General features: G+C 65.1%; 16 protein-coding genes. 9 read left to right on the forward strand and 7 right to left on the reverse strand.

Annotated elements, in window-relative coordinates:
* Positions 1-4 precede the first annotated feature (4 nt).
* Positions 5-913, forward strand: coding sequence for an NAD(P)-dependent oxidoreductase (locus tag K359_RS0103140; RefSeq protein WP_029078039.1), 909 nt, complete (start codon positions 5-7; stop codon positions 911-913).
* Between the two features lie 170 nt (positions 914-1083).
* Here the strand turns inward: K359_RS0103140 and K359_RS0103145 are convergent, their stop codons facing one another.
* Entirely contained in the window at positions 1084-2160 is a 1077-nt protein-coding gene (locus tag K359_RS0103145) for a tartrate dehydrogenase (RefSeq protein ID WP_029078040.1), read from the reverse strand.
* 168 nt (positions 2161-2328) lie between these two features.
* Between K359_RS0103145 and K359_RS0103150 the strand changes: the two genes are divergently transcribed.
* On the forward strand, positions 2329-3105 hold the full coding sequence (locus K359_RS0103150; protein WP_029078041.1) for an SDR family oxidoreductase: 777 nt from the start codon (positions 2329-2331) through the stop codon (positions 3103-3105).
* A 99-nt stretch (positions 3106-3204) separates the two neighbouring features.
* On the opposite strand, the gene K359_RS0103155 is transcribed toward K359_RS0103150, so the two are convergent.
* Positions 3205-4056 carry an alpha/beta hydrolase gene (locus K359_RS0103155; protein ID WP_029078042.1) on the reverse strand — a complete coding sequence of 284 codons (852 nt, stop codon included), beginning with the start codon at positions 4054-4056 and terminating at the stop codon, positions 3205-3207.
* 88 nt (positions 4057-4144) lie between these two features.
* Between K359_RS0103155 and K359_RS0103160 the strand changes: the two genes are divergently transcribed.
* Positions 4145-5566, forward strand: coding sequence for an amidase (locus K359_RS0103160; RefSeq protein WP_029078043.1), 1422 nt, complete (start codon positions 4145-4147; stop codon positions 5564-5566).
* Positions 5567-5673: 107 nt separating this feature from the next.
* Here K359_RS0103160 and K359_RS0103165 read toward each other — a convergent pair whose 3' ends face one another.
* Positions 5674-6306 carry a TetR/AcrR family transcriptional regulator gene (locus K359_RS0103165; RefSeq protein WP_029078044.1) on the reverse strand — a complete coding sequence of 211 codons (633 nt, stop codon included), beginning with the start codon at positions 6304-6306 and terminating at the stop codon, positions 5674-5676.
* Between the two features lie 176 nt (positions 6307-6482).
* On the opposite strand from K359_RS0103165, the gene K359_RS0103170 reads away from it, so the two are divergent.
* From K359_RS0103170 to K359_RS0103190, 5 genes are all read left to right on the forward strand, one after another.
* Complete coding sequence (locus K359_RS0103170; protein ID WP_029078045.1) at positions 6483-6689, forward strand: ferredoxin; 207 nt, start codon at positions 6483-6485, stop codon at positions 6687-6689.
* Positions 6690-6759: 70 nt separating this feature from the next.
* Complete coding sequence (locus tag K359_RS0103175; protein WP_029078046.1) at positions 6760-7986, forward strand: cytochrome P450; 1227 nt, start codon at positions 6760-6762, stop codon at positions 7984-7986.
* A gap of 83 nt (positions 7987-8069) precedes the next feature.
* Positions 8070-9392: an MFS transporter gene (locus K359_RS0103180; protein WP_029078047.1), complete on the forward strand. Its 1323-nt coding sequence runs from the start codon at positions 8070-8072 to the stop codon at positions 9390-9392.
* A 13-nt stretch (positions 9393-9405) separates the two neighbouring features.
* Positions 9406-10068 (forward strand): sulfite oxidase-like oxidoreductase, encoded by a 663-nt coding sequence (locus tag K359_RS0103185; RefSeq protein WP_029078048.1) that lies wholly within the window; start codon positions 9406-9408, stop codon positions 10066-10068.
* A 28-nt stretch (positions 10069-10096) separates the two neighbouring features.
* Entirely contained in the window at positions 10097-11317 is a 1221-nt protein-coding gene (locus K359_RS0103190; protein WP_029078049.1) for a bifunctional alpha/beta hydrolase/OsmC family protein, read from the forward strand.
* A 192-nt stretch (positions 11318-11509) separates the two neighbouring features.
* Here K359_RS0103190 and K359_RS0103195 read toward each other — a convergent pair whose 3' ends face one another.
* A complete protein-coding gene (locus K359_RS0103195; RefSeq protein ID WP_084518250.1) occupies positions 11510-12967 on the reverse strand; it encodes a PLP-dependent aminotransferase family protein in 1458 nt (485 codons plus the stop codon).
* Positions 12968-13014: 47 nt separating this feature from the next.
* Here K359_RS0103195 and K359_RS0103200 point away from each other — a divergent pair, with 47 nt between their 5' ends.
* Positions 13015-13956, forward strand: coding sequence for a DMT family transporter (locus K359_RS0103200; RefSeq protein ID WP_051345957.1), 942 nt, complete (start codon positions 13015-13017; stop codon positions 13954-13956).
* Between the two features lie 112 nt (positions 13957-14068).
* On the opposite strand, the gene K359_RS0103205 is transcribed toward K359_RS0103200, so the two are convergent.
* The 3 genes from K359_RS0103205 to K359_RS0103215 form a co-directional block, all read right to left on the reverse strand.
* Positions 14069-14539, reverse strand: a complete 471-nt coding sequence (locus K359_RS0103205) for a DUF1801 domain-containing protein (protein WP_029078052.1) — start codon at positions 14537-14539, stop codon at positions 14069-14071.
* Between the two features lie 186 nt (positions 14540-14725).
* The gene (locus K359_RS0103210) at positions 14726-15781 is read right to left on the reverse strand and encodes a YeeE/YedE family protein (protein WP_029078053.1); all 1056 of its coding nucleotides are present in this window, start codon (positions 15779-15781) and stop codon (positions 14726-14728) included.
* Positions 15782-15895: 114 nt separating this feature from the next.
* Positions 15896-16930 (reverse strand): zinc-binding alcohol dehydrogenase family protein, encoded by a 1035-nt coding sequence (locus tag K359_RS0103215; protein ID WP_371261119.1) that lies wholly within the window; start codon positions 16928-16930, stop codon positions 15896-15898.
* Between the last annotated feature and the right edge of the window lie 5 nt (positions 16931-16935).

Raw genomic sequence — 16935 nt, forward strand, 5'->3', positions numbered from 1 at the left:
GCGCATGCGCGCAGTTTTCGTCGACGCCAATGAATCGCTTGCGGTGATCACGGAGCGGCTGGAGAAACCGGGCGATCCCAGGATGCGGATCAACCGCAACCCGGACATCAAGCCGGAAGACTATCCGGCGGTGCTCGACGGCGCCGAGATCGCGGTGGTCGATCACACCGCGTTGCCGACCGACATTGCCAAGAAGTGCGCCGGCCTGAAGCACGTCGTGTTCCTCGGCACCGGTGCGCGCAGCTACATGAACCCGGAGGAACTCGCCGGGCTCGGCATCGCCGTGCACCTGATCAAGGGCTATGGCGACACGGCGGTCGCGGAGTCCGCGATCGCGCTGATGTGGTCGTCGGCGCGCGTGATCGCGCAGATGGACCGCGAGATGCGCGCGGGCAACTGGCTGCGCGAGGACGGCATGCAGCTGACCGGCAAGACGCTCGGCCTGGTCGGCTTCGGCGGCATCGCCGCCGAGGTCGCGCGCATCGCGCTCGGCAGCGGCATGAAGGTGATCGCCTGGAACCGGTCGCCCAAGAGCCATCCGGGCATCGAATTCGTCGATCTCGACACAGTGCTGGCAAAGAGCGACGTGATCTCGATCCATCTCTTGCTGAACGACGGGACCCGCGGGATGATCACGCGCGACAAGATCGCGCAGATGAAGAAGGGCGTGGTGCTGATCAACACCGCCCGCGGCGCCATCGTCGACGAGCAGGCGATGATCGATGCGCTCAATTCGGGCCACATCCGCCACGCCGGCCTCGATGTCTACAACACCGAGCCGCTGCCGAAGGACCATGCGCTGACGAAAATCCCGAACGTGACGCTGTCGGCGCATTCCGCCTTCCGCACGCCCGAGGCGAGCGAGAATCTGATCCACGCGGCATGGGAGCATTGCCGCAGGATCGTGAAGTAATAATTATCGACGTCGTCCTGGACAAGCGAGCGTAGCGAGCGCGATCCAGGACCCATTACCACCGGCCTGTGTCATCGCGCAGGCCGGTAGTCAGACCTATCAAGACAACAAGCACTCGGGGTAATGGGTCCTGGCTTTCGCCAGGACGACCCCGTGATTGACAGCACAGCTCAATCCACCATCTCTGCAACGGCCTTGCCGCAGGCCGTGGTGTCGGCGTTGCCGCCGAGATCGCGGGTGCGCAGCGTGCGTTCGCCGAGCGTGCGCTCGATCGCGCCGACGATGGCGTCAGCGGCCTGCTTCTCGCCGAGATGCTCCAGCATCATCGCACCCGACCAGATCATGCCGATCGGGTTGGCAATGCCCTGCCCCGCAATATCCGGCGCCGAGCCGTGCACCGGCTCGAACACCGACGGGAAGTCGCCTTCCGGGTTGATGTTGCCCGACGGCGCGATGCCGATCGTGCCGGTGCAGGCCGGGCCGAGATCGGAGAGGATGTCCCCGAACAGATTGGAGCCGACCACGACGTCGAACCAGTCCGGATGCAGCACGAAGTTCGCGGTGAGGATGTCGATGTGGTACTTGTCCCACTTCACACCAGGATACTTCTTGGCCATTGCCTCCACGCGCTCGTCCCAATAGGGCATCGTGATGGAGATGCCGTTCGACTTGGTCGCCGAGGTCAGATGCTTCTTCGGCCGCGACTGCGCCAGGTCGAACGCGAATTTCAGGATGCGGTCGACGCCGATGCGGGTCATCACCGTCTGCTGCGTCACGAACTCGCGGTCGGTGTCCGGGAACATGCGGCCGCCGACCGAGGAATACTCGCCCTCGGTGTTCTCGCGCACCACCCAGAAATCGATGTCGCCGGGCTTGCGGTTCGCCAGCGGCGACGGCACGCCGGGCATCAGCCGCACCGGGCGCAGATTGACGTACTGGTCGAATTCGCGGCGGAATTTGATCAGCGAACCCCACAACGAGATATGATCCGGGATCTTGGCGGGCCAGCCGACCGCGCCGAAATAGATCGCGTCATGCTTGCCGATCTTGGCCTTCCAGTCGGCCGGCATCATCTCGCCGTGCTTCTCGTAATAGTCGTAGGAGGCGAAGTCGAAATGGTCGAACTTCACGTCGACGCCGTGCTTTTTCGCCGCCGCCTCGATGACGCGCAGGCCCTCCGGCATCACTTCCTTGCCGATGCCGTCGCCGGGAATGACCGCAATCCGATACTGCTTCTTGCTGCTCATCGAGAACACCCTTGTGATTTGCCCGGCCGGCAATGCCGCCTATCCTGACGGCCCTGCAATGGACCAAACTTCGCGCCAGCGCAACGCTGCAGTGCAGTGTTGACCGCGGCGCGACCCTGCCCCACCAAATTCGCCGATATCCGTTCCTCATAACAAGCGAGACATCCCATGGATCTGCATCTGCGCGGCAAACGTGTCCTGATCACCGGCGCCTCCAAGGGCATTGGCGCGGCCGCCGCCGAAGCCTTTGCCGAGGAAGGCGCCAACCTGCTGCTCGCCGCCCGCAACGGCGACCAGCTCAAGGCGCTGGCCGAGCGGCTGCGCTCGGCGCACCAGATCGATGCGGCGATCAGCGTGGTCGATCTGCGCAAATCGGAAGACCTGGCGCGGTTGGCAAAAGAGGCCGCCGACATCGACATCCTGATCAACAACGCCGGTGACATCCCGGGCGGCTCGATCGACAAGATCGACGAGGCGACCTGGCGGCATGCATGGGAGCTCAAGGTGTTCGGCTATGTCAATTTGACGCGCGCGATCTATGCCCAGATGAAGGCGCGCGGCGGCGGTGTGATCGTCAACGACATCGGCGCGGCCGGCGAGAAGTTCGACGCCAACTACATCTGCGGCAGCGCCGGCAATGCGGCACTGATGGCGTTCACCCGCGCGCTCGGCGGCAAGAGCCTGGCAGACAATATCCGCGTGGTCGGCATCAATCCCGGCCCTGTCGGCACCGACCGCCACGTCACCCTGCTCAAGACCCGCGCCAAGCATCAGTTCGGCGACGAGAACCGCTACAAGGAATTCCAGAAAGGCATGCCGCTCGGCCGTCCCGCGCATGCGCGCGAGATCGGCGACCTGATGGCGTTTTTGGCGTCCGACCGCGCCGGGTATACGTCGGGCGTAATTTACACGGTAGATGGCGGGTTTACGTCGGGGTGGGGCTAGTCCTTCTCCGCGTCATTGCGAGGAGCGACAGCGACGAAGCAATCCATAGTCCCTCATATGCGGACCGATGGATTGCTTCGCTTCGCTCGCAATGACGCGTTACCCCGCGGTCCGCTCGAACAATTGCCGGATTAGCGTCGTGATGCGGCCCTGCGGCGCCTGCATCTGGTGCATGATCGAGAAATGATCGGCGCCCGGGATCTCTTCATAGGTCACCGGCAAGCCGTAGCGGGCGCGATGGCCGGCGAAATCGGCGGTCTGCCTGCGCAGCAGCGGCAGCTCGGCGCTGCCGCCCACCAGCGACAGCGGCTTTGCCGTGCCGCCCTGCTGCATCATCGGCGAATTGCGCCGCGACATGCCTTCGTCGAGCTTGAGCTTCTCGTTGAGATAGGAGTGCCTGATCGGCTCGAGGTCGTAGATGCCTGAGATCGCCATGCCGGCCCGGACGTTGGGGTTCGACAGCGCCATCGACGTCAGATGCCCGCCCGCGGACCAGCCCGACACCACGATGCCATCGGCAGCGGCACCTAGGCCCGGCAATTGCTGCGCAAGAAAATCGATCCCGGCGTGAATCTCGGCGACGATGTCATCGAGCGTCGCATCCGGCGCCAGCGTGTAGCCGATCAGCGCGACATTGATGCCATGCGCCATCGGCCCCTCGGCGAAGATCGTGAACACTTCCTTGGCACGGGTCTGCCAGTAGCCGCCGTGGATGAACAGCAGCGTCGGCGCACCGTCGTGCGCCTTGAGGAAATCGATCCGGTTGCGCTCACGCGGGCCGTATCTGAGATCGAGATGATTGGAATGCTGCTGCCGTAGCGCCGCCGAGCGCTGCTCCCAGCCGGCGGCGATCTCGGCACTGCCCTTGACGGCGACGCCGTTGTTCAGGCCGACGTCGCGCTCCTGCTGGCTCATCGCGCGCCAGTCCAGCGCGGAAAACAACGCTGCCATTCCCAACCCCTCGGTTCTCGTCGCATTGCCACAACGGCAGGAAATGTTCTACAGCACAAGCAAACAGAACACATAGGAGCAACGGTGCATGGCTGATCAGGGCTTGGTGAAGGAAACGGCGTGTGCCGTCGTCGGGAAACTGAAGGCCGGTGACGTCACGCCGCTCGATCTGCTCGATGTGCTGGAAAAGCGCATTGCCGAGGTCGACGGCAAGGTCAACGCCCTGCCCACACTCTGCTTCGATCGCGCCCGCAGCCACGCCAAGGCCCTGATGCGGAAGCCGGTCAGCGAGCGCGGCCTGCTCGCCGGCCTTCCCGTTCCGATCAAGGATCTCACTGCCGTGTCAGGCGTGCTGACCACGCTTGGCTCGCCGATCTTCAAGGACAACATCCCGGCGAAGTCCGACATCCTGGTCGAGCGCCTCGAACAGAATGGCGGCGTGATCTACGCCAAGTCGAACACGCCGGAATTCGGCGCCGGCGCCAACACCTTCAACGAGGTGTTCGGCCCGACGCGCAATCCCTGGGACACGTCGCGCTCGGCCGCCGGCTCGTCCGGCGGCGCCGCGGCGGCACTGGCGAGCGGCACTGCGTGGCTCGCCCACGGCTCCGACATGGGCGGCAGCTTGCGCAACCCCGCAAGCTTCTGCGGCATCGTTGGCCTGCGGCCGTCGATCGGCCGCGTCGCGCACACACCGAAATTCGGCGTCGACCGCACGCTCGGCGTGCAGGGACCGATGGCGCGCAATGTCGAAGACCTCGCGCTGCTGCTCGACGCAATGAGCGGCGAGCATGCCGCCGATCCGTTGTCGCTGCCCGTGCTGCCGACGTCGTTCCTCTCGGCGACACGCTCCGGCAGCAAGCCGAAGCGCATCGCCTATTCGCCCGATCTCGGCATCACGCCTGTTGATCCCGAGGTCAAGGCGGTGACCCGCAAGGCGGCGGAGCGCTTTGCCGAAGCCGGCGCGATCGTCGAGGAAGCGCATCCAGATTTGCGCGAGGCCCATGAATGCTTCCACGTGCTGCGCGCGTTCGATTTCGCGATCAGCAAGGCCGAATTGCTGCGCACCAAGCGCGACCTGCTCAAGCCCGAGGTGATCTGGAACATCGAGGAAGGCCTCAAGCTCACGGTCGAGAAGCTCGAGCGCGCCGAGGCGCAGCGCGTCGCGATGACCGCGCGTGCGCTCGAATTCTTCGAGACCTACGATCTGCTGCTGGCGCCGGCCACCATCGTGCCGCCATTCCCGGTCGAGAACCGCTATGTCGCCGAATGCGACGGCAAGACGTTCGATAATTACGTCGAATGGCTCGGCATCGTCTATGCGATCACGCTGGCCTGCTGCCCGGCGCTGTCGCTGCCCTGCGGCTTCACCGCGTCGGGCCTGCCGGTCGGCCTGCAGGTGGTCGCCAAACCGCGCGCCGAGGCGCAGCTTCTGGCTGGTGCGAAGGTGCTGGAGGATGTTCTGGGCGTGCGCGGCACCACTCCGATCGATCCGCGGCCGCCGAGATAAAGCAGCCTAAAGCGCGATGAGATTGGGTTGAATCATCATCGCGCTTTAGCTCTTTGTTTGAGCATGATCTTCTCGGAAAACCGCTTCGCACTTTTCCGGATCATGCTCTACGCCTTGTCTTCCGTCGCCTTGAGCGCGACGGTGAGTGCGTGCTTGGTCTGCTCGACGATCTCGTCCAACAGCTCCTCGCGGCTGATCTGGGCGGACTCGCCGGTGAGCAGGCCCTGCTCGGCGAGCATCACGATACCGTGCAGCCCGGCCCAGATCTTCAGCGCCTGGCGCTCGCGCAACAGCCCGACGGCCGGCGCCTCGAACGACTCGATCAGCAGCGCCAGCGTGTCCATCGCCGCGGTGTGCAGCTCGCTGCCAACAGGCGCGCAGGCCATGGTGCGCGATGCGAACATCAGCCGGTAGATGCCGTGGCGCTGGAGCCCGAAGGCCAGCGCGGCCTGGGCAAACCGCGACAGTTTCGATCCCTTGCCCGGCTGCTCGATCGCCTCGCGCATGATCACGTTGAACTGCCGGAACGCTTCCGCGGTCACCGCCTCGAGCAGCGCCTCGCGGTCGGCGAAATGCCGGTACGGCGCCGGCTGCGAGACGCCGAGCTGCTTGGCCAGCGCCTTGATGCTGATCGCTTCGGGACCACCAAGCTCGACCTCGCGCAACGCGGCCTGAATCAGGGCTTCGCGAAGGTCGCCATGGTGGTAGGTTTTGAACGGCTTACGAACGATTTGTCCCATTGCGGCAATGATCGCTGAATTTTTGCTTGACGCGCAAGCGCGACGATAATGTAATATGCTATAACTTGGCGGTCAGGTTAAGAGGCCGGCCGCCCAAGCAAGCTAGAACTTGCATAATATGAAGTGAGGAACCCGGCGCGCCCTGCGGTGCGCCAGAGCCGAGGGAGAGTGCTTGCATGTCCAAGCTCAGAATCCGCGTCGACCAGGACAAATGCCAGGGTCACGCCCGCTGCAAATCACTCGCCCCCGAACTGTTTGAGCTCGACGAATACGGCAATGCCCATGAGGCCGGCGACGGGACCGTTCCGGCCGGGCTCGAGGACAAGGCTTGGCTCGCACAGACCAATTGCCCGGAAATCGCGATCGAAGTCACCGAGGAATGACGGCCGGCCGGGGCGGCCGCGCGCCTCCCGTTGAGCCCAAGCGTTTGATCGAACGAGAAGGAACGAGCTGATGTCCGATTCCCCGTCCGCAACCTATCTGCCCGAACATCCCCCGGTCACCGACTGGGTCCATGATTTCGACCACACCGACCCGGTCTGGACCGACGATCCGTTCCCGATCTGGGAGACGCTGCGCTCAGCCTCGCCGGTCGTGCATACCGAGCGTTTCCTCGGCTGCTACATGCCGACCACCTATCAGGCGGTGAAGGAAATCGCCTACGACACCGAACATTTCTCCTCGCGCCGCGTCATCGTGCGCGACGTCCGCCCCGAGATCACCGCCCGCGCGCCGCCGATCACCTCAGATCCGCCGGAGCACAAGCCCGCCAAGCAGGTGCTGCTGCCGCCGTTCACGCCGGACGCGATGGCGCGGCTCGAGCCGCGGGTGCGCGCGATCTGCAACGAGCTGATCGACGAATTCATCGCCGATGGCCATTGCGACGCCGCGGCGCGTTACACCAAGCACATCCCGGTGCGCGCCATCGCCCACATGCTCGGCATCCCCGAGAAGGACGGCGACCTCTTCATCAAGTGGATCCACCAGATCCTCGAGCTCGGCATCAAAAACGAAGACGAGCTGATGAACGGCGTGCGCGAGATGACCGGCTATTTCATGGCCCATCTCGAGCAGCGCAAGCTTGCGCCGGGCGACGACCTGATCTCGCAGCTGCTGCGGGCCAAGGGCCCCGGCGGCCAGCCGCTGACCGACGAGCACGTGCTCGGCTCGCTGCGGCTGCTCCTGATCGCCGGCATCGACACCACCTGGAGCGCGATCGGCTCCTCGCTCTGGCACCTCGCCAAGACGCCGGCCGATCGCGAGCGGCTGATTGCGGAGCCGGCACTGATCCCGACCGCGATCGAGGAATTCCTGCGCGCCTATGCGCCGGTGACGATGGCGCGCGAGGTGATGAAGGAGACCACGATCTCCGGTTGCCCGGTGAAGGCCGGCAACATGGTGCTGCTGTCCTTCCCGGCGGCGAATCGCGACCCCGCCATGTTCCCCGACGCGGACAAGGTGGTGATCGACCGCAAGGAGAATCGCCACGCCGCCTTCGGCCTCGGCATTCACCGCTGCGTCGGTTCCAATCTGGCGCGGATGGAGATGCAGGTCGCGATTGAGGAATGGCTGAAGCGGATTCCGGATTTCCGGCTCGATCCGGCCGGCAAGGTCACCTGGTCCGAAGGCACGGTGCGCGGGCCGCGTCAACTGCCTGTTCTGTTCGGCAAGACCGCCTGAGCGGCCGGACACAGCAGTTACATCGCACCATTCAATGAGGTAGCTTGCCCGGAATCGAACCGACGAGTCCGGGAGGCTAGCTTATGACCGATCAAACCGCTCAATCCGCGAGCGATCATCTCGACATCCACGATGTCGAGCGGCGGGTGAAGGCGATCTTCATCGGCTCGGTCGGCAATCTCGTCGAGTGGTATGATTTCTACGCCTATACAGCGTTCGCGCTGTATTTCGCACCGGCGTTCTTCCCGCACAGCGATCCGGTGGTGCAGCAGCTCAATGCCGCCGTGCTGTTTGCCGCGACCTTCCTGATGCGCCCGCTCGGCGGCTGGCTGTTCGGCTACATCGCCGACCGCTACGGCCGGCGGCTGTCGCTGACGCTGTCGGTGGTCTGCATGTGCTTCGGCTCGCTGATCATCGCGGTGACGCCGACCTATGCCAGCATCGGCATTGCCGCGCCGGCGATCCTGGCGCTGGCCCGCATCATCGAGGGGTTGAGCCTCGGCGGCGAATACGGCGCCAGCGCCACCTATCTCAGCGAGGTCGCCGATCCCAAGCACCGCGGCTTCTACTCGAGCTTCCAATACGTCACACTGATCGGCGGCCAGCTCACCGCGATCATCGTGCTCTTGCTGCTGCAGAAGGTATTCCTGACCTCGGACGAGCTGAAGGCCTGGGGCTGGCGGATCCCGTTCGTGATCGGCGCCGGGCTTGCGATCTTCGCCGCGGTGATGCGGCGCGGCCTGCACGAGACCGAGGCGTTCGAGGAGGCCAAGAAGGTGTCGAAGCCGACCGGCTCGATCGTCGGCCTGTTGAACTACCCGCGCGAATTGCTGCTGGTGGTCGGCCTCACCGCCGGCGGCACCGCGGCGTTCTACACCTTCACCACCTACATGCAGACCTTCGTGAAACTGTCGGTCGGGCTGACCGAGGACCAGACCACCTTCGTGATCTTCGGCTCGCTCATCTTCGCGACCATCCTGCAACCGATCTATGGCGGCCTCTCCGACCGCATCGGCCGCAAGCCGCTTTTGATCTTCTTCGGTGTCGTCGGCACGATTTCGACAGTGCCGATCCTGACAGCGCTGAAGGACACCAAGTCGCCGTTCATCGCCTTCCTCTTGATCTGCGGTGCCTGGATCTTCGTCGCCGGCTACACCTCGATCAATGCGATCGTGAAGGCCGAGCTGTTCCCGACCAATGTCCGCGCCCTCGGCGTCGGCCTGCCCTATGCGATCACGGTGTCGATCTTCGGCGGCACCGCGCCCGCGGTCGCGCTCTATTTCAAGAGCGTCGGGCACGAGGACTGGTTCTATTATTACCTCAGCGGCATGATCTTCCTGTCGCTCTTGATCTATTCGACGATGCGCGACACCAAGCACGAATCCGCGATGCATCGCCACGAATGATGACACGACGCCAATGACCGACGACCAGGAACCGCCCGAGAGCAAGCTGACGCGCAGCAAGCAGCGCTGGGCGCGCGAAGGCAAGTTCCTCACCGGCAAGATCACCCGGCCGGAGGAGCAGCGCCTGCCGCCGGGCCAGCATCTGACGGCGGACTGGCCGGTGCTCGATCTCGGACTGATGCCCAACGTCTCGCAGGAGCGCTGGCGGCTCGACGTCTACGGCGCGGTCGAGCAGACGATCTACTGGAGCTGGCCGCAATTCATGGCGCAGCCGCAGACGCAATTCGTCTCCGACATCCACTGCGTCACGACCTGGTCGCGCTACGACAATCAGTGGGAGGGACTCGCCACACGCGACCTGCTCGCCACCTGCCGGCCGCGCGAGGACGCGCGCTTCGTCGCGCTGCATTCCTATGACGGTTATACGACAAACCTGCCGCTCGAGGATTTTGCCGCCGAGGACGCGCTGCTCGCCCATAGCTGGTCGGGCAAGCCGCTCGAGCAGGAGCATGGCGGCCCGGTGCGGCTCGTGGTGCCGCATCTCTATTTCTGGAAGAGCGCCAAATGGCTGCAGCGCATCGAATTCCTGACCGAAGATGCGCCGGGCTTCTGGGAGGTGCGCGGCTATCACAATCGCGGTGATCCCTGGGCCGAACAGCGCTATTCTGGCGACTGACAACCACCAAGAAAAATGGAGCCTGCCCGTGCCGCACGAACGCTTTCAATTCACCGGTGTGGACGGCCATCAGCTGGCCGCAGCACTTGATACGCCGGACGGGCCGATCAAGGCCTATGCGCTGTTCGCGCATTGCTTCACCTGCGGCAAGGACGTGCTGGCGGCAAAGCGCATCGCGGTCGCGCTCGCCGCCAAGGGCATCGCCACCTTGCGGTTCGATTTCACCGGCCTCGGCTCCAGCGAGGGCGATTTCGCCAACTCGACCTTCACGTCGAACGTCGCCGACCTCGTCCGCGCCGCCGACCATCTGCGCGAGACGCGCAAGGCGCCCGCAATCCTGATCGGCCACAGCCTCGGCGGCGCCGCGATCCTCGCGGCCGCGGGCCAGATCCCCGAGGCGAAGGCGGTCGCCACCATCGCCGCACCCTCCGATCCCGCCCATGTCACGCATTTCTTCAAGGACCGCATCGAGGACATCCGCACCCAGGGTGAAGGCGAAGTGTCGCTCGCCGGCCGTCCCTTCCGCATCAAGCGCGAATTCCTCGACGACGTCGCCGAGCAAAATCTGATGGCGCAGGTCAAAAGCCTGCACAAGGCGCTGCTGGTCATGCACTCGCCGACCGACGACACGGTCGGCATCGACAACGCCACCAATATCTTCATCGCCGCCAAACACCCCAAGAGCTTCGTCTCGCTTGCGGGTGCGGACCATCTCCTGAGCGGCAAGCAGGATGCCGCCTATGTCGCCGACCTGATCGGCGCCTGGGCGGAACGCTACGTCGATCTCGCACCGCAGCCGGCAGCAGACACCGGCGCCGCACCGCGCAACGTCGTGGTGCAGGAGACCCGCGCCAGCAAGTTCCAGCAGATCGTCACCACGGGGCCGCACCGCATGCTGGCCGACGAGCCGGCCGCCGTCGGCGGTCAGGATACCGGCCCCGGCCCTTACGATTTCCTGCTCACCGGGCTCGGGGCCTGCACCTCGATGACGATGCGGATGTATGCCGACCGCAAGCAGTTGCCGGTCGAGCGCATCACCGTGACGCTCACGCACAACAAGATCTACGCGAAGGATTGCGAGGAGTGCGAGACGCGCGAGGGCATGCTCGACCAGATCGACCGTGTCATCCGGATCGAGGGCGAGCTCGACGTCGAGCAACGGAAGCGGCTGATGGAGATCGCCGACAAATGCCCGGTGCACAAGACGCTGACGTCGGAGGTGCGGATCGTCACCAAGGCGGCGGAGTAGAACCTGCGACGCAGCGAGATCGGCCGAGCCGAAGCAGCATGTCAGCTGTATCCGCTCTCCACTTGAAATATCGAAAACAACCCCATGCAAAGTAGCCGGCGGCTGCCGGCGTTCGACAAGGCTACTTGACACGTCGGGCAACTCAGGGATATTTTTCTAATATTCCGAAATCGTGAAAGCACCTCTCGCCGTCTACCCACGCGCCGCGCGCTTGCCGGCCAGGCAGTTCGCCATGATCCGGACCGCCGCGCCGATCTCGTTCTCGCGCCAGGCGGCGAAGCCGAGCAACAGGCCATGGTCGCGCGGCCGTTCCAGCGCGAGGCTCGACAGCGCGCGCACCTCGACGCCGGCGGCGACCAACCGCGTCACGGCGCTCCGGTCGGCGCCGCCGTCCTTGAAGCGGGCGATCAATTGCATGCCGCCGGGCGGGACCTCGGCCGCGAGCACCTCGCCGAGCTGCCGCGCCAGCGCCGCGGCGAGGTGATCCCGGCGCGCGCGATAGATCCGCCGCATCCGTCTGACATGCGCCAGGAAATGACCGTCGGTCATGAAACCGGCCAGCGCCTCCTGGACGTGCACGGAGGCGATCAGCCCGAGATGCCGCTGCGCGATCTCCATCGTCCGCGCCAGTGATGGCGGCACCACCAGATAGCCGATGCGGATATCGGCGGTCATCGCCTTCGCGAACGTGCCGACATAAAGCACGCGCCCCTCGCGATCGAGCCCTTGCAGGGCCGGCATCGGGCGGCTGTCATAGTGAAACTCGCCGTCGTAATCGTCCTCGACGATCCAGGTCTTGCCGGGTTCGGCCGTCGCCAGCAGCTCGGTGCGGCGCGCAACCGGCATCACCCGTCCGGTCGGATGCTGATGTGAGGGCGTCGTGAAGATCAGCTTCGGCGCACGCGCCGCGCGCATCCGCGTCATGCCCCATTGATCCAGCCTGACGCCGACGACGTCGGCGCCGGCCGCGCGAAACGCCGCTGCGGCGCCGGGATAGCCGGGATCCTCGGTCCAGACCGCATCGCCTGATACGATTGTGGTCGCCGCGATCAGCGTCAGCGCCGCCTGCGCGGTCGGCAGGATCAGGATCTGGTCGGCCTCGGCGTGCACGCCGCGGTTGATTTCGAGGTAGTCGCGCAAGGCTTCGCGCAGCGCTGGCCGGTTGACCACGGTCTGGTCGTTGAAGCGGCGGCGCAGCGCGCTACGGCGCAGGCAGCGCGCCCAGATCTCGTGCGGAAAATCGCGCGCGTCCGCAAACCCGAGACGGAGCGGCCGGAATTCGGCCTGGTACGACAGCGGCCAATCGGCCTCCGAGAGCTGCAAGGCCCAGGGCGACAGCAGCGGCTTGCGGGCGGCGTCTCGCCGTGGCGCCGGCATAGCCTTGGCAAAGCGTGCCTCGATATCGTCGGTGACCACCGGCCGCCGCCGCGCGGCGACGCGCAGATAGCCCTCGGCCGCGAGCTGCTCATAGGCATGCGTCACCGTGTTGCGCGACACGTCGAGCTCGGCCGAAAGGCTGCGGCTCGACGGCAGCATGGCCCCGCTCCTGATCCGGCCACTCGCCATCAGCGCGCGCAGCTGCCCCGTCAGCTGCGCGGCTAGCCCGGCATCATCCGACCGCTTCAGCACGAGCAATTCGGCGAGGATCAATCTGGCTCCTCTAGTCTATCCAATCTGGCCCTTTCGAGAGAGCCAGCATGATCCTATTCACAAGCGGTATCGCCTGCAAGGATGCCGCCGTGAACCAGTCGCAGTCGCCAGCCAAAGCCGCCGCTTTGTTCGTCGTCGTGGTGCTGGCCTGGGGCATCAACTGGTCGGTGACGAAATCGCTGGTCCAGGCGGTGCCGCTGCTATGGACCGCATCGATCCGGAGCTGGGTCGCGCTGATCGCCCTGCTGGTGATCCTGCGCGCCAGCGACAATCTGATCATTCCGCGAATCGCCGATGTCCCGGTGGTGCTCAGCGTCGCCCTGCTGCACATGACGTTCTTCTCGACACTGACCGCCGCCGGCCTGCGCTATCTGCCGGCGAGCAAGGGCGTGGTGCTCGGCTACACCACGCCGCTCTGGGTCGCTCTTGCCGCCGGTGCCGCGCGGACCGAACGGCTCGGTACATTGAAGCTGGTCGGGGTCGCGTCGGGGCTCGCCGGCCTCTGCGTGATCCTCAACCCGGCGTCGCTGGACTGGAGCAATCTGCACATCATTGCCGGCGCCGGCATGATCATCGTCGCCGCGATCTGCTGGGCCGCGAACATCATCTATATCCGCTCACACCGCTGGATCGCGACGCCGCTGCAGCTGTTGCTGTGGCAAGTGCTCGTCGCGACGCTGGTACTGACCACGACGGCGCTGGTCACCGAGGGCGTGCCCACGGTGACATGGTCGCCGCACCTCGTGCTGCTGTTCCTCTATTCCGGCTTCATCGGCACGGCGTTGGCTTATTGGGCGATGTCTGTTGTCAACAAGAGCCTGCCGGCGCTCACGACCTCACTCGGCACGACGGGGACGCCGATCGTCGGGATCGTCACCGCGGCGCTGCTGCTCGGCGAACCGATAGATATGTCGCTCGCGATTGCCGCGGCCCTGATCGTCGGCGGCATCGCGCTGAGCTCGCTCGCGGATGCACCGGCGCGTGCGTAATTAGGGCCTGTACTCATGGATTCGTCACGTCCGCTTCGGTCTCGGAAGCTGACGTCAAAACCGACGTCGCTGCATGTCGGCCTTGGGCCAGAAGCGGCAGCCGCCAGGAGGCCTATTTCTTCTTCTTCATCGCCGCCGTGACGTACGGTTTCTTGGCGGCCTGAGCCATCCACGAAAGCACCTGGTCGTCGTCGAACTCGTCCATGGCGGTCAACTCGACGCCGCGGGTGGCCTTGCCCATTCTGAACGGTGTCACTGGGGGTTCCGGTTGTAGTTCGTTGCCTCGGATGAACATCAGCTTCAGGTGACCGACGAAGGCGCCGGAAGAGAAGCACCACCCATCGGGAACGCCATAGTAAGCCATTCCCCATTTCACCGCGCGTTTGAGGTCGGGGATTGCCTTGGCGGCCAAGGCATCGACATGTTTGGCGATGCTCTTCTGCGGTTCGGGAAGGCTCTCGATATAGGCAAATACCGGCTTGTCGCCTTCGGCCGCTTTCGCGGGACTCGCCTTGCCGGTCATCGCTACCAGAAGCTCGACACTTTTTGCCTGTGGCGTTCCCGTGTCTTTTTTTACTGCCATGGCCCCACCGATCTAATTCGTGATGCGGCAGCGGATATACGGCCCACAACCGACCTCGTTTCGACGCTAAGCCTATCCTTTTCCACCGGCGGCACAATGACAGCTCTGGGTCATAAGCCGCCGATAACTACCGAACCGGGCAACTTCCGCTTTATGACCGGAAGCCGCCGGTTATGAGTAAGCGCCCTAGGCCGTCGCCAGCGGCCTGACCCGCAAGGCCCCGCGCAGACCTGCACCGGTGCCGAGCAGGATGCCGGCGATAGCGATGAACGATGACAGCGACAGCGTCGACAGCCCGGTCAGCCCCTGCCCGACCGAGCAGCCGAAGGCCATGACGCCGCCCGCCCCCATCAGCGCGGCGCCGCCGGCCGAGCGCAGCATGTGCTGCGGCGACCGATAGCCTTCGAGCTCGAAGCGTCCGGTGGCAAGCGCCGTAATCAGGCTGCCGGCAAACACGCCGAACACGGTGACGATGCCGAAATTGAGCGTCGAGCCGGTCGACAGCATCACATATTGCAGCGCGTCGGCGATCGGCGCGATGAAGGTCAGCGACGTCACCGGCACCGGATTGAAATCATCGGCGCCGAGATAGCCGGTCGCGTACCAGCCTGCCGCCACCAGCAGGCCGACGATCAGGCCGGCCGCGATCTGGCCGGGCGATTTTCGGAACGGCGCATAAGCGAAGGCGAAGATGATCAGCACGGCCGCGAGCACCGAGGCCGCGATCATCCGCGCCGGCACCGCACCGAGGCCGGCGCTTGCCAGCAGGGCCGGCACCGAATTGGCGGCGACCGTGGCCTGAGACGACTGCACCATTGCGATCCGCATAGGCGCAATCAGTCCCTTCAGCGTCATCTCGGCGAAGATGCCGAGCACGATCACGACCACCAGGGAACGCAGATTGCCGCGCCCGAGCAGCACCAGCGCGCGCGAGCCGCAGCCATTCGACAGCACCATGCCGTAACCGAACAGCAGGCCGCCGAGGAACATCACCGGCGCCGAGAATGACGGTTGCAGATAGATCGACTTGCCGAGATCGACGAGGCCCGCCGCCGCCAGCAGCTGCGAGGCCGCGATCGCAACGCCCATCGCCAACGCGTAGGTACGTGCCAGCCGGCCGTCGCCCTCCGCCCACCAGCCGCGCAGGCCGCTCATCATGCAGAAGCCGCTGACGAGTCCGACCGAGCCGTAGATCAGGCCGATGATCAGGGCGGCGAGGATGACGATCGTGGCGGAGTCCATGCAAGGGTCCTCAAGAGTTCGTCACTGCGAGCGAAGCGAAGCGAAGCAATCCATACCACCACAACGGGAGAGAATGGATTGCTTCGTCGCTTCGCTCCTCGCAATGACGGTGAATTACGGTCGCAGGATCACGCGGTCGCGCGACGAGCCGGCGACGGCAACGAACGCCGCCTTGGCCTGTTCCAGTGGATAGATCGCGTTCTGCCTGATCGGAAACGGCTTCAGATGCCCGCTGGCAAAGCCCGGCGCGAGCTCGCGCAGCACCTCGCCGGTCGCAACCGACGACAGCGCGAGCGTGTCGATGCCGACATAGGTGTGCTGTCCGCGGTAGAATTCGAGGATGTTGAACTGCACGATGCGGTCGACCGCGGCGATCAGGATCTGTCGGCCGCGCAGCGCCAGCGACTTGTGCGCGGCCTGGAAATAAGGATCGCCGACCGTGTTGTAGACGATGTCGGCGCCCTTGCCGCTGGTCAGCTCGCGCACCCGCGCGGCGACATCGGTGGTGGAGGCATCGATCACCTCGACCGGCGAATTCGTGTGGCCCTCATAGGGCTCGCTCTTGCGCACCACGCCGATCGCGCGCGCACCGTGCCAGCTTGCGATCTGCACGGCGGCCTGGCCGACCTTGCCGTTGACGCCCATCACGAGCACGGTCTCGCCCGCCTTCGGCAGTCCGGCGCGGCGCAGGCCTTCCATCGCGGTGACAAAGGGCACGCCGATCCCGGCGGCTTCGTCCCAGGAGATGCCGGCGGGTTTTTCCACCACGGCATCGCGCTCGACCACGAGATGCGTGGCGTGGGTGCCGTCGCGGCGGATGCCGAGATCGCCTGATGAACCGAACACCTCGCGCCCGATCAAGCCCGACGGACCGTCAATCACGACGCCGGCATAGTCGCGGCCGGAGGTGCGCGGGAACACGGCATAGGGCATCAGCCCGGTCGCGGCCTTCACGTCGGACGGATTCACCGCCGCCGCCTTCACCTCGATCAGGACATCGTTGTCCCCGCACGACAGTGCATGCGTCTCGACCACCGGCGCCACCGCAGCCGCGTTCTCCGCCTTCGTCAGCAGGCGGACGCAACGAGCATCGACAGGATGACGATTTGCTTGCGGGGCCGGCGGCATGAGCATTCCAGTCTCAGTCATGAAGC

The sequence above is a fragment of the Bradyrhizobium sp. th-b2 genome (genome assembly GCF_000426785.1).
In the GTDB taxonomy this organism is placed as follows: Bacteria; Pseudomonadota; Alphaproteobacteria; order Rhizobiales; family Xanthobacteraceae; genus Bradyrhizobium; species Bradyrhizobium septentrionale.

Coding starts and splice junctions, on each gene's coding strand:
- K359_RS0103180 (WP_029078047.1), top strand. CDS start 8,070: ATGACCGATCAAACCGCTCAATCCGCGAGCGATCATCTCGACATCCAC.
- K359_RS0103170 (WP_029078045.1), top strand. CDS start 6,483: ATGTCCAAGCTCAGAATCCGCGTCGACCAGGACAAATGCCAGGGTCAC.
- K359_RS0103205 (WP_029078052.1), bottom strand. CDS start 14,539: ATGGCAGTAAAAAAAGACACGGGAACGCCACAGGCAAAAAGTGTCGAG.
- K359_RS0103185 (WP_029078048.1), top strand. CDS start 9,406: ATGACCGACGACCAGGAACCGCCCGAGAGCAAGCTGACGCGCAGCAAG.
- K359_RS0103165 (WP_029078044.1), bottom strand. CDS start 6,306: ATGGGACAAATCGTTCGTAAGCCGTTCAAAACCTACCACCATGGCGAC.
- K359_RS0103150 (WP_029078041.1), top strand. CDS start 2,329: ATGGATCTGCATCTGCGCGGCAAACGTGTCCTGATCACCGGCGCCTCC.
- K359_RS0103145 (WP_029078040.1), bottom strand. CDS start 2,160: ATGAGCAGCAAGAAGCAGTATCGGATTGCGGTCATTCCCGGCGACGGC.
- K359_RS0103200 (WP_051345957.1), top strand. CDS start 13,015: ATGATCCTATTCACAAGCGGTATCGCCTGCAAGGATGCCGCCGTGAAC.
- K359_RS0103155 (WP_029078042.1), bottom strand. CDS start 4,056: ATGGCAGCGTTGTTTTCCGCGCTGGACTGGCGCGCGATGAGCCAGCAG.
- K359_RS0103175 (WP_029078046.1), top strand. CDS start 6,760: ATGTCCGATTCCCCGTCCGCAACCTATCTGCCCGAACATCCCCCGGTC.
- K359_RS0103215 (WP_371261119.1), bottom strand. CDS start 16,930: ATGACTGAGACTGGAATGCTCATGCCGCCGGCCCCGCAAGCAAATCGT.
- K359_RS0103140 (WP_029078039.1), top strand. CDS start 5: ATGCGCGCAGTTTTCGTCGACGCCAATGAATCGCTTGCGGTGATCACG.
- K359_RS0103160 (WP_029078043.1), top strand. CDS start 4,145: ATGGCTGATCAGGGCTTGGTGAAGGAAACGGCGTGTGCCGTCGTCGGG.
- K359_RS0103210 (WP_029078053.1), bottom strand. CDS start 15,781: ATGGACTCCGCCACGATCGTCATCCTCGCCGCCCTGATCATCGGCCTG.